Below are 12,078 nucleotides of genomic sequence, written 5' to 3' on the forward strand. Positions count from 1 at the left end.
TTCGGATCTACCGAGGCGCGCCCGATTTTCGTGCATTCGTCTTATCTTGCACCAATTTGACGCAGTAAGGTTGTCGCGATTCCAGCCCTCGGCACCGCTCAGAGTCTGGCACGCTAAAATGAATTTTTGCGCTTTACCGGAGACTACGCGCCATGAGCACGCTCGAACAACTTTATGGCCAGGCCGCGAAACGGGCCACGGAAAACAAGCTGACCTACGCGGGCGCCTTCCTTCCCGCCGAAGCCTTCGAACTGCTGCAACTCGACCCGCGTACGCGTCTCGTCGATGTCCGCACACGCGCCGAACTCGACTGGGTCGGACGTCCCGCTGTCGATGGCGCGCAGTACGCGCATATCGAATGGATTCGCTATCCCGGCTCGGTGCCGAACGGCGAGTTTATCGAACAATTGCGGCAGGTCGCCACTCCGGATACGCCGGTGCTCTTTCTGTGCCGCAGCGCCGCGCGCTCCAAGCTCGCCGCGGTCGCCGCGCAGAAAGAAGGGTTCATGAAAGCGTATGACCTGCTCGAAGGTTTCGAGGGAGACAAAAACGGGCAAGGGCATCGGAAGACGGTGTCGGGATGGTGCTTTCGCGGCTTGCCTTGGATGGGCGCATAAGCGTCGCCGTTCGTTCACTCGCCTGCGTCGAGCAACACCCGCACGCGCGCCACGCGTAATTCGTCGACCGGCTCCGAGCCTTTTCCATCCACGCGCACGCCAGAGCCGAAATGCACGGCCTTCACGCCTGTCGCGGCGGCGAACGGTGCGACCGCATCCACGATGAAACCAGCGCCCGCGAGCACCGTGCAATGCGTTTCCGCCGCTTGCGCGACGAGCGCCTTGATAACCGGTCCGGCTTCCAGCACGGATGGCTTGCCGCCCGATGTCAGCAAGTTCGTGACGGCGTCGAAGCGCAAAAGCGTCTCGAACGCAGCGGGTAAATCGCGGGCTTCGTCGATCGCGCGATGGAAGGTGAGCGGCAAACCGTCGGCGGCATCGATTACGCGCTCTAGCGCTTCGGTGTCGACATCGCCATGTGCGTTCAACATGCCGACGACGATCGCGTTGGCGCCCGTCTTCGCGATTGCGCGGACGTCGCGTTCGATGACCGCGAAATCGTCGGCACCGTAGACGAAAGAACGGCTGTGCGGCCGCACGATGACGTTCACCGGAATGCGCACCGCCTCCACCACCGACTCGATCAGGCCGATGCTCGGCGTCAACCCGCCCTCGCCGATCGCCGTGATCAGTTCAAGCCGATTGGCGCCGCCACGCTCGGCGGCGCGCGCGTCGGAAACGGTCGTTGCGATGACTTCGAGCAGAATCACGCCGCGTCCTCCGGCGGCGCTTCGACCACTTCGCCGCCCAGGGCGAGCACGCCCTCGCGCAACACTTCGAACGCGGCGTTGGCCTGATCCGGCTCGCCCTTCACGCCGAGGTCGATATGCGAACGCGCATAGAGCGCGCCGCGCGCGGCATCGCCCACGCTCGGCAGGCTGAAGGCGCGCACGCCGTCGAAATCGCGTTCGATTGTCACCATGAGCGGCGTGATGCGCGACTCCGGCAACCCGAACACGAGCAACGAGCGCTCGATATAAGGCGTCGCGTGATGCAGATGCGCGTACTTGGTATCGAGCACCCATTCGATCATTGGCCACGCCATGACGGGAAAGCCCGGCACGAAATGATGATCGCCGACGGAAAAGCCCGGAATCTTGTTGTAGCTGTTCGGAATGATCGCCGCGCCCTGCGGAAACGTCCCCATGTTCAGCCGATGCAGATTCTCCGGCGAATCGAGGTCATACGGTTTGTCGCCGGCCGTCTCGCGGATGCGCTCGCGGATCAGTTCCGCCGCTTCCGGTTGCAGTTCGAGCGGCCGGCCGAGCGCCTTGGCCGCGCATTGACGCGTGTGATCGTCGGGTGTCGCGCCGATGCCGCCGGTCGAAAACACGATATCGCTCGAAGCAAAGGTGCGCGCGAGCGTCGCGGTGATACGCGCGGGATCGTCGCCGAGGTATTCGGCCCAATCGAGCGAAAGCCCGCGCGCGCTCAGCAATTCGATGATTTTCGGCAGATGCTTGTCCGTGCGCCGGCCTGAAAGAATCTCGTCGCCGATGATGATGACGCCAATGCCCATGAATGCTCCTTCTCAGAATGGAACGGTGATGGCCGGCACTTGAGGCGCCGCATTCGCCCGTAGTCGTTCGAGCGCGTGCAGGCAGTAATGCGCGAACCAGAGCGCCGAAAACACCAGAATGAATGCGTATGCCCAGATGGTCGCAGCCGCGACCACGGGAAAGAGTGGCAAGAGCCATACCGACCAGGCCCACAACATGGTCGGCACCGAACCGAGCAGGCCGCTCACGATGCCAATGACAAGCAGCGGCCAGCGCGCATCACGCACGATCACACGGCGTTCCTCGGCGCTCGCGTGCACGGCGAGCGCATCGTAAGTCATCACGCGATAGGTGAGCCAGCCCCACAAGAGCGGTGGAATCAGCGCGAAAAACGGTGGAATGAGCCACAGCGGCAACGTGACGACGAGCGCGATCAGGCAAACGAGCGTGGTGATGACCGAGTGCCCGAGACTGCCATACCACGAGCCGCCGTGACGCTCTTCGAGCAGCGCGTAATGACCGCCCGGCCGGCGCGTGAGCAGCTTGATGACGCCTGGCATGGAGAGCGTGGCGATCAGCAGCAGCACGGTCACGAAGATCAGCGGAATCGCCATGATGACGACGAAAAACGGCGCGATCACCGCATGCAGCGAGGAGAAGCCGACGGCATCGAACAGGCGGTACATCGCGGCGGTGAGCGCCCAGCCGTCGAGCCAACCGGTTGCCGCGCCTGTCAGCGTCTGCCAGAAGAACCAGAGCACCGCGCCCCAGCTCAGCGTGGCGACCGCAAATGGCATGAAAGTCAGCCAGAGCATGCGTGGGTGAAAGGCATGCGCAATGGCGCGCACGAACGAACGCAGCAAGTCATTCATGCGTGATTCGACGAAGAGAGTAGAAACGACAGCATAAACCAGCGCACCGAACGGGCGCTGGTGATGGAGACTCAGACAGCCGCCGAGCTTTTGTCGGAAGCCGAACTCGCGCGACGCGAAGACAAACGCGCGCCGATCCGCTTGAACGCGAGCCAGTGCTGTTCGACGAAGCCGTCGCCGTAACGCACGGGCGCGACGCCCGGCGCGCCGAGTTGATCGCGAATACCGGTCGGCTCCACGGTGCGGTCGAACGAAGCCGAGCGAAAGAGAATGTCCCAGAACGCGAACAGCACGCCGAAGTTGCAGCCGTACGCCGTGCCTTCGTGGCCGAAGCCGATTGCATGATGACGACGATGAAACGCCGGGCTCACGAAGAGCCGGTCGCCCAGCCAGCCGTAATGCAGGCGAATATTGGCGTGCTGCACGCTTTGCATGAGGTTCGTAATGGCGACCAGCACGACGAACTGCGACGGCTCCACGCCGATCACGAGCGCGACAGTGGCGAAGAACCCCGCCTGCAGGATGTCGTCGAGCAGATGGTTACGGTCGTCCGACCAAAGCGACATTTGCTGCTGGCTGTGATGCACCGCGTGCAGTTCCCACCAGATGCCGATGCGATGCTCCAGCCGGTGATACCAATAACCGGCGAAATCCAGCAGCACCAGATAGATCACGAACGTGACCATGGGTTGCGTGGTCACGCCCGGCCAGAGATTGTCGATTTCCAGATTCGGGATGTCATGCAGGCGCAGCCAGCTTTGCAGCGAATCGAAAACCGGCTGGAACGTAAAGAAGAAAAAGAGGTTCAGAATGCCGAGCTTGACGATCCACGTATAAAGCACGTCGATACGCACGCCCTTGCGATCCTGCCATTCCTCGGCCGGGCGCAGCGCTTCGAGCGGGCGCAGCACGGCGTACATCGCGAGCACTTCCAGCACGCCGACGATCACCCAGTAAAGAGCGTCGTAGGTGTCTTCGTCATAGTCCATGAGGCCGACCTTGAACAGGAACGGCTGGACCACGTCCACGTAGAGCATGGTCTGCAGGGCGGAGACGAAGCTGTCGAGCGACGAAAGAATGGAATGAAACATGATGCTCCGTGTGACTCAATACGGCCTGACTCAATCGTAATACAGGGCGCCCGCAAGCGCCCTTTTCCCTCTGCTTTCGCGGGCAGCCTCAGGCGCCGTTAGGCGAGGTCACCGGCGCGCGATTGAAGAAGTAGATTCCGTGCGGCGAACGGCCAACCTTGATGGTTTGGATCAGCTTACGATCCGCAAGGTCGATCACGCCGACATGCTTCGCGAAACGGAACGTTACCCAGAGATACTTCTTGTCGGCGGAAAGTTCCATGTCATCCGGCCCCGGCAAGAGGCCCGTGATATCGCCGACGTTCGTGAGCGTGTCTTCGTCGATGATGCTGATGGTGTTCGCCACCCGGTTCGACACGGCCACATGCTTGCCGTCCACGAGCGAGCGGAAGTTATGCGCACCCTTGCCGGTCGTGATGGTCTTGACGATCTTCTGATTGCGCCAGTCCACCACGGCGACGTAATCCGCGCCCGTCATACCAACGAGCAAATACTTGTCGCCCGGCGTGAACCATACGCCCGCGGGCGTCGGGCCGACTTTCATCTTCCACTTGACCGTCTGCGTCGCCAGGTCGATCGCGGCGATTTCGTTCGACACCTGCAGCGAGATGAACGCGGTCGTGCTGTCGTTCGAAAACGCGATATGGCTCGGCATGGTGGCGAGCGGCAAGCGCTTGGCCACGGTCAAATTCTTGCCGTCGAAATGATAGATATCGAGGCGGTCGAGCCGCAGACCCGTCGACACGAACCACTTGCGATCCGGCGAAAAGCCGATCTGATACGGGTCTTCGATATCCTGCACCCAGCGCTGCACGGCGCCGGTTTTCGGATCGACGAACATGAGATTGTTCGATACCGAATTCGCAACGATCAGTGACGACGCGTCCGGCGTGGGCATCAAGTGATGCGGTTCCTTGCCCGTGGGCACGGTGCCGACGACCTGGCGCGTGTTTTCGTCGATAAGACTCAGCGTGGCTTCAGCCGAGTTCAGGACAATGACGTTATTGGCGAATGCCGCAGTGGCGATGAAGGCCGCGCCGATAGCGAGCGCGGCACGTGTGGCAACCGCCCGAAAGCGGCCAGACAGAAAAGATGAGCGCATGAAAAAGTAGACGTCCGAAGGCAGGCGTCATTGTAGAACGTTTGCGCTTGTCGTCGCGTTGACGAAACGCCTGTTTTTGCGCAATTTCGTTTAACGGCGCAAGAAATGCCGTTTTTTTGGCGAAAAAATCGGCATTGCGCGGCTTCGTCTTTAGCGCTGCATCGATTCCCAGACTTTATGCAGGCGCTTCACCGAAATGGGCATGGGTGTACGCAGTTCCTGCGCAAACAGGGACACGCGCAGTTCCTCCAGCAGCCAGCGATATTCCGAGAGCCGCGCGTCCGCCACGCCGCCGCGTTGCGCGAGCGCGCGCTGATATTGCTGCACGAGCGGATGCAGATCCGTGGAAATACGCGCATCGCGAGCCGGATCGGCCTTCAGCTTGTCGATTCGCAGCCCGATGCCCTTCAAATAACGCGGGAAATGCGCGAGTTGCGCGTAAGGCGTGTCGATCACGAAGCGCTTGCCGATGAGCGCGTTCAACTGCGACTGGATATCGGCGTAAGCCTGGGCGAACGGCTTCGCCTGCGCGAGCTTCCTTAGAAGCGCCGCGTATTCGCCGAGGATCGCGCCGACCAGCCGCGCGATCTCCTGCGCGAGCAGCGTGAGCCGGCCTTTCGCGGCATCGCGGCGAGCGTGGAAGCTCACGTCGTCGTCGGGTAGCGGGTCTTGCAAACATGCGCAATCCAGCGCCGTATCGACGATCTGATCGCGCAACTCGTCGGCGGTGCCGAGCGCCATGAACTGCATCGACATTTCGCGCAGCCCCGGCAGATTCTTTTCCAGATAGCGGATGGGCTCGCGCAATTGCAGCCAGAAGAGCCGCCGCAAGCCCGCGCGATGAATCCGCGCCGCCTCCTCCGGCGAATCGAACACTTCGACGTCGCAATGCGCGCCGCGATCGACGAGCGCCGGATAGCCGAACAGCGTCTGCCCGCGACGTCGAATTTCCAGCAGCTCGGGCAGCTTGCCGAAATTCCACGTCGTGAGGTTTTCATAGAGCGCGGTGCCGGTGGACGCGCTCGCGGCCTGCGTCTGCAGCGCGTTTGGCGAATCGGCGGAAAGTGCATCGAAAGCCGCGCTTGCCGTCAGCTTCTGGAAATGCTGCTGCGCCTGACCGCCGAGTTCCGCGCGCAATTGCGCGAGATTGCGGCCCATCGCGAGCTGGCGGCCGTGCTCGTCGATCACCTTGAAGTTCATGAAGAGATGCGCAGGCAGCGTTTCGAGCTTGAAATCCGCGCTCTTCACGGCGACTTGCGTCTGCTCCCGAATATCGGCGATGAGCGCATCGACCAAGGCACCCGCGCCGAACCTCGGCCCCGCGTTGCGCTCGGCAAAGCCCGCCGCGTAATCCGGCAAGGGCACGACATGCCGGCGCAGCTTTTGCGGCAGCGACTTCAGGAGCAGTTGCGTCTTTTCCTTGAGCATGCCGGGCACGAGCCATTCGACGCGGCGCGCATCGATCTGATTCAGGCCATAAAGCGGCACCGTGAGCGTCACGCCGTCGCGCGGCGCGCCCGGCTCGAAGTGATACGCGAGCGTCATTTCGATGCCCGACATCGTCATGCGCTTCGGGAACAGGTCGGTGGTGACGCCGGCGGCCTCGTGACGCATCAGGTCGTCGCGCGAAAGGAACAGCAGTTGTTTGCCGCCCTCCTTGCGCTGCTCGTCGCGATACCAGCGTTCGAACGCCGCGCCGGTCCAGATGCCTTCGGGCACGAGCGAATCGTAGAAGCCGTGGATGAGTTCGTCGTCCACGAGCACGTCCTGACGGCGCGACTTGTGTTCCAGTTGCTCGATGTCCGCGACCAGCTTGCGGTTGTGCGCGAAGAACGGCAGACGCGTGTCGAACTCGCCTTCCACCAGCGCGCCGCGAATGAACAACTCGCGCGCGTACTTCGGGTCCTGCTGGCCGTAACTCACGCGCCGCCGCCCGTAGACCGTGAGACCGTAGAGCGTCGCGCGTTCATACGCGACCACTTGCGCGGCCTTCTTCTCCCAATGCGCCTCGGAAAGCGACTTGCGCAACAGATGCGGCCCGACCGTTTCCAGCCATTCCGGCTCGATCTTCGCGATGGTCCGCGCGTACAGCCGGCTCGTCTCGACGAGTTCGCCCGCCATCACCCAGCGGCCCGCTTTCTTCAGCAGCGCGGAACCCGGCCACAAATGGAACTTGATGCCGCGTGCGCCGAGATAATGCGGCTCGTCGTCGGCCTTCATGCCGATGTTGCCGAGCAGCCCCGTGAGAAGCGAAAGATGCACTTGCTCGAACGTCGCGTCGGATTCGTTCAGACGCCAGCCATGTTCGCGCACGACCGTGAGAAGTTGCGAATGCACGTCGCGCCATTCGCGCAATCTCAGATGCGAGAGAAAGTTGGCGCGGCACGCATCGGTCAACTGTCGATTCGACTTCTTGTGCGCAATGGCTTCGTCGAACCACTTCCAGATGCGCGTCCATTGCAGGAACTCGGAGCGCTCGTCGACGAACTGCCGATGCGCCTGATCCGCCTGCTCCTGCGCTTCGATCGGACGATCGCGCGGGTCCTGCACCGACAACGCCGACGCGATGATCAACACTTCCGTCAACGCGTTATGATCGCGGGCGGCGAGAATCATGCGGCCCACGCGCGGATCGAGCGGCAGCCGCGCGAGTTCGCGGCCAAGCGGCGTGAGCGCGTTGTCGTCGTCGACGGCGCCGAGTTCGTTCAGCAACTGGTAACCGTCGGCGATCGCGCGACCCGGCGGCGGCTCGATGAACGGAAAGGTTTCGATCGCCGTCAGATGCAGCGACTTCATGCGCAGGATCACCGCCGCGAGCGACGAGCGCAGGATCTCGGGATCGGTGAAGCGCACGCGCGACTGAAAGTCGGCTTCGTCGTAGAGACGAATGCAGACGCCGTCCGCGACGCGCCCGCACCGGCCCGCGCGCTGATTGGCGGCGGCCTGCGAGATCGACTCGATCTGCAACTGCTCGACCTTGTTGCGATACGAATAGCGCTTCACGCGCGCCATGCCGGTATCGACGACATAGCGAATGCCCGGCACCGTCAGCGACGTTTCCGCGACATTGGTCGCGAGCACGATACGCCGCGCGTTCGACGCCTTGAACACGCGCTCCTGTTCGGCAGCGGAAAGGCGCGCGAACAGCGGCAGGATTTCCGTATGCGGCGGATGGTGCTTACGCAGCGCCTCGGCGGCATCGCGAATTTCGCGCTCGCCGGGCAGGAACACGAGCACGTCGCCGGGACCGACGCGGCAGAGTTCATCGACGGCATCGACGATGGCTTCCATCAAATCGCGGTCCGCCTTGCGGTCGTTGCGCTTTTGCAGCGTGCCTTGCGCCGATTTGACGGCGGCGCTGTCTTCCTCCACCGGCCGGTAGCGCACCTCGACCGGATACAGCCGCCCGCTGACCTCGATCACGGGCGCGGGCTTTTCGTCGCTGCCGAAGTGGCGCGCGAAGCGTTGCGCGTCGATGGTCGCGGACGTGACGATCAGCTTGAGGTCCGGGCGCTTCGGCAGGATTTCCTTGAGATAGCCGAGCAGGAAGTCGATGTTCAGGCTGCGTTCGTGCGCCTCGTCGATGATGATCGTGTCGTACGCGCTCAGCAGCGGGTCGGTTTGCGTTTCCGCGAGCAGGATGCCGTCGGTCATGAGCTTGACCGATGCGCCCGGCGCGAGGTTGTCGGTGAAGCGCACCTTGTAGCCGACCACTTCGCCGAAAGGCGTTGCGAGTTCCTCGGCGATACGCCGCCCCGTCGCCGATGCCGCGATCCGGCGCGGTTGCGTATGACCGATGAGACCGCTGCCGCCCGCGCCGAGACCGCGTCCGAGCGCGAGGCAGATCTTGGGGAGCTGCGTGGTTTTGCCGGAGCCGGTTTCGCCGCTCACGATCACGACCTGATTCCCTTCGATCGCGCGCGCGATCTCCTCGCGACGGGCGGAGACGGGAAGTGCCTCGGGAAAGGTGATCGGCGGGATGGGGTTGGGGGTGACGGCGCGCCCCTCGCGGCGCGGTGGGCGTACGTTGTGTTGCCTCGCGGGCTGAACTGCGGAGACTTCGCCTTGTTGCTTGGCGCGTGGTTCGCTGGCTCGCGCCGCGCGCGCCTCACGTGGTGAACGCTCGTCGCTTACGTGGCGAACCTGCCCGGCTTGCGCGTTGCGCGCACTCGAGTGCGTTTGCGCTGCGGCCTGCTCTCGATGGGATCGGTTGTCCGGTGGTGCGCTTCGATCGACTTGCCGCGCCTCGGCCTTGTGCCGTTCGTCGCGCGCGCTGTGTTCGGCACGCGTAGTCTCCGCGCGAGAATCGTTTTTTGAAGGTCGGGTGCCTTGTGCCTCGACCGGCCGCGCGGTTGAAGCAGAAGTCGTTTGGCGCGCCTGCGTGCTGCGCTGTTCGCCGCGAGCATCGTGCGAACTACTTGCATCGCGCGAAGAGGAAGGTTTGGCGATATCGCGTGCGCTTGCCGGGCGCGCGAGCGACGTGTTCCGATCAGCCGATGCATCCAGCTTTCGCGACGACGGTTCCTGCGGCGCTTTGCGCTCCACGCGACTTTGCGGTGCGACTCCTCGCGACTCCTGCGTGACCGGAGACTGCGGCTTCGGCTTTTGCGACTTGGCGGCAGCCCCTCCGGCCGCTTGCTGCGCGCCGCGCCGAGGCTGCGAAGCCACCGGCGTCGGCGACTTCGCATTCTGCCCGTGCGAACCCGAAGTCCCAACCGCGCCCTCAACCGCACCGCCGCCCGCAAATCGCCGCGCGGCCAGTTCCTTCTTGCTGAGACCGGCAGCCTCGTCCTCGCCTGTCTGCGCGTCGCGCAGCAAGCTTTCGCGCAGTTTCTTCAACTGCTCCTGGGTATCGAGCGACTTGTCGGCGGATGGCGGCTTGCCGCCTTGGGTGGGGCGTCTGGAAACATTCGGCATAGCATCGCATTATAATCCCGGCATGAATTCCCCTACCGACCTCGCCATCCCGTCGCAGCCGGCCGCAGTCGAAGCCGAAGCGCCGAATCCCCACGCCCAGTTCGTCGACTGGATGCGTTCCGTTGCGCCCTATATTCACGCGTTCCGAAACAAAACCTTCGTGGTCGCGTTTGGCGGGGAACTGGTGCAGGAAGGCCGCCTGAATGCGCTCGTCCAGGACGTCGGACTGTTGCACGCCATGGGCATCCACGTCGTATTGGTGCACGGCTCGCGTCCGCAACTCGACGAGCAACTGAGTCTGCACGGCGTCGAATCGTCGTTCTCGCACGGGCTGCGCATTACCGACGCGCGCGCGCTCGAATCCGCGAAGGAAGCCGCTGGCGAAGTGCGCCTCGACATCGAAGCCGCCATCAGCCAGGGCTTGCCGAACACGCCGATGGCTCACGCGCACATCAGCGTGGTGTCGGGCAACTTCGTGACGGCGCGGCCGGTCGGCATTCTGGATGGCGTCGACTTCCAGCACACGGGCGTCGTGCGCAAGATCGACGGCGATTCCATCCGCCAGTCGCTTGCGAGCAACAAGCTCGTGCTGTTGTCGTCGCTCGGTTTTTCGCCAACTGGCGAAGCGTTCAATCTGTCGATGGAAGACGTCGCGTCCGCCGCGGCCATCGCCTTGCGCGCCGACAAGATCATCTTCGTGACCGAGATTCCCGGCCTCGAAGATCAGGAAAACGAACTCGTGCGGGAAATGTCGCTCGACGACGCTTACCGGCTTCACGAAAGCGGCGAGCCTCAGGGCGATACCGCGTTTTATCTCAAGCACGCCATTCGCGCCTGCCGCGGCGGCGTGGCGCGCGCGCACATCATTCCGTACAAGCTCGACGGCAGCGTGCTGCTCGAACTCTTCCTGCACGACGGCGTCGGCACGATGATCTCCTACGAGAATCTCGAAAGTCTGCGCGAAGCGACGCCGGACGACGTCGGCGGCATTCTCACGCTGATCGAGCCGCTCGAATCCGACGGCACGCTCGTGCGGCGCGGACGGCATCAGATCGAACGCGACATCGACCACTTCTCGGTCATCGAGCACGATGGCGTGCTCTTCGGCTGCGCGGCGCTTTATCCGTACACGCAGGAGCGCATCGGCGAGATGGCGTGTCTGACCGTCGCGCCCGAGGCGCAAGGTTCCGGCGATGGCGAGCGCCTGCTCAAGCGCATCGAACAACGCGCGCGCGCTCGCGGTCTCACGCGCATTTTCGTGCTGACGACGCGCACCGAACACTGGTTCCTCAAGCGCGGTTTCGTGAAGGTCACGGTGGACGATCTGCCGGAAGATCGCCGGCGACTCTACAACTGGCAGCGCAAATCGCTCGTCCTGATGAAACAGCTTTGAACCGACATTGCACGCGCCGTGCGCACGAACGCACGCGCTCCGCTACTCAATAGGAGAAACAGACGATGGCCCGAATGATCCAATGTGCAAAGCTCGGCAAGGAAGCCGAAGGACTCGACTTTCCGCCGCTGCCGGGCGAACTCGGCAAGCGCATCTATGAAACGGTGTCGAAGGAAGCGTGGCAGGGCTGGCTCAAGCAGCAAACCATGCTGATCAACGAAAACCGGCTCAATATGGCCGACCCGCGCGCGCGCCAGTACTTGCTCAAGCAAACGGAGAAGTACTTCTTCGGCGAAGGCGCCGACACCGCGACGGGATATGTGCCGCCGCAAAGCTGAATTTAAGCCTAATTGGCTCTCAAAAACCGGTCCGAGTGGCCGGTTTTTTGTTGAGCGCTCGTCCTTTTCAACAAGCGCTTAAGGACAGATTCGACTAAGCGTAATCCTAAGCCCAGCAAGGGATTGCGCGTTTTCAAGCGAGCGCCCGGACAGGCTGGTTTGCGCTTCGTCTGTCATCGTGTTATCATCTTGCTCGTTATCAACAGCAATTCACCATCATTCGCGCGGTCAGTTCGAGCTTAAAACCTG

At 62.9% G+C, this 12,078-nt stretch carries 9 protein-coding genes; 3 read left to right on the forward strand and 6 right to left on the reverse strand.

The annotated features are described in order from the left end of the window. Nucleotides 1-152 precede the first annotated feature (152 nt). Nucleotides 153-617 (forward strand): rhodanese-like domain-containing protein, encoded by a 465-nt coding sequence (locus tag ACYQ47_RS30755; protein WP_459908523.1) that lies wholly within the window; start codon nucleotides 153-155, stop codon nucleotides 615-617. 14 nt (nucleotides 618-631) lie between these two features. Here ACYQ47_RS30755 and ACYQ47_RS30760 read toward each other — a convergent pair whose 3' ends face one another. The 6 genes from ACYQ47_RS30760 to hrpA all read right to left on the reverse strand — a co-directional run bounded on the left by ACYQ47_RS30760 (nucleotide 632) and on the right by hrpA (nucleotide 10,098). Continuing rightward, nucleotides 632-1,327, reverse strand: a complete 696-nt coding sequence (locus ACYQ47_RS30760) for a copper homeostasis protein CutC (protein ID WP_459908525.1) — start codon at nucleotides 1,325-1,327, stop codon at nucleotides 632-634. Beyond that, nucleotides 1,324-2,136, reverse strand: coding sequence for a competence/damage-inducible protein A (locus tag ACYQ47_RS30765; protein ID WP_459908527.1), 813 nt, complete (start codon nucleotides 2,134-2,136; stop codon nucleotides 1,324-1,326). The genes ACYQ47_RS30760 and ACYQ47_RS30765 overlap by 4 nt, the downstream gene beginning before the upstream one ends. Before the next feature lie 12 nt (nucleotides 2,137-2,148). Continuing rightward, nucleotides 2,149-2,988 carry an EI24 domain-containing protein gene (locus tag ACYQ47_RS30770; protein WP_459908529.1) on the reverse strand — a complete coding sequence of 280 codons (840 nt, stop codon included), beginning with the start codon at nucleotides 2,986-2,988 and terminating at the stop codon, nucleotides 2,149-2,151. Between the two features lie 71 nt (nucleotides 2,989-3,059). Beyond that, nucleotides 3,060-4,079, reverse strand: coding sequence for a sterol desaturase family protein (locus tag ACYQ47_RS30775; protein WP_310395477.1), 1,020 nt, complete (start codon nucleotides 4,077-4,079; stop codon nucleotides 3,060-3,062). Nucleotides 4,080-4,167: 88 nt separating this feature from the next. Then, complete coding sequence (locus ACYQ47_RS30780; RefSeq protein WP_459908531.1) at nucleotides 4,168-5,181, reverse strand: YVTN family beta-propeller repeat protein; 1,014 nt, start codon at nucleotides 5,179-5,181, stop codon at nucleotides 4,168-4,170. A gap of 150 nt (nucleotides 5,182-5,331) precedes the next feature. After that, the gene (hrpA, locus tag ACYQ47_RS30785) at nucleotides 5,332-10,098 is read right to left on the reverse strand and encodes an ATP-dependent RNA helicase HrpA (RefSeq protein WP_459908533.1); all 4,767 of its coding nucleotides are present in this window, start codon (nucleotides 10,096-10,098) and stop codon (nucleotides 5,332-5,334) included. Between the two features lie 22 nt (nucleotides 10,099-10,120). Here hrpA and argA point away from each other — a divergent pair, with 22 nt between their 5' ends. Both argA and ACYQ47_RS30795 read left to right on the forward strand, forming a co-directional pair. Then, nucleotides 10,121-11,491: an amino-acid N-acetyltransferase gene (gene argA / locus ACYQ47_RS30790; protein ID WP_459908535.1), complete on the forward strand. Its 1,371-nt coding sequence runs from the start codon at nucleotides 10,121-10,123 to the stop codon at nucleotides 11,489-11,491. Nucleotides 11,492-11,556: 65 nt separating this feature from the next. Continuing rightward, complete coding sequence (locus ACYQ47_RS30795; RefSeq protein ID WP_244827576.1) at nucleotides 11,557-11,829, forward strand: oxidative damage protection protein; 273 nt, start codon at nucleotides 11,557-11,559, stop codon at nucleotides 11,827-11,829. Nucleotides 11,830-12,078: the final 249 nt, after the last annotated feature.

The sequence above is a fragment of the Caballeronia sp. HLA56 genome, assembly GCF_054655155.1.

Coding starts and splice junctions, on each gene's coding strand:
- ACYQ47_RS30755 (WP_459908523.1), top strand. CDS start 153: ATGAGCACGCTCGAACAACTTTATGGCCAGGCCGCGAAACGGGCCACG.
- ACYQ47_RS30765 (WP_459908527.1), bottom strand. CDS start 2,136: ATGGGCATTGGCGTCATCATCATCGGCGACGAGATTCTTTCAGGCCGG.
- ACYQ47_RS30770 (WP_459908529.1), bottom strand. CDS start 2,988: ATGAATGACTTGCTGCGTTCGTTCGTGCGCGCCATTGCGCATGCCTTT.
- ACYQ47_RS30775 (WP_310395477.1), bottom strand. CDS start 4,079: ATGTTTCATTCCATTCTTTCGTCGCTCGACAGCTTCGTCTCCGCCCTG.
- ACYQ47_RS30780 (WP_459908531.1), bottom strand. CDS start 5,181: ATGCGCTCATCTTTTCTGTCTGGCCGCTTTCGGGCGGTTGCCACACGT.
- hrpA (WP_459908533.1), bottom strand. CDS start 10,098: ATGCCGAATGTTTCCAGACGCCCCACCCAAGGCGGCAAGCCGCCATCC.
- argA (WP_459908535.1), top strand. CDS start 10,121: ATGAATTCCCCTACCGACCTCGCCATCCCGTCGCAGCCGGCCGCAGTC.
- ACYQ47_RS30795 (WP_244827576.1), top strand. CDS start 11,557: ATGGCCCGAATGATCCAATGTGCAAAGCTCGGCAAGGAAGCCGAAGGA.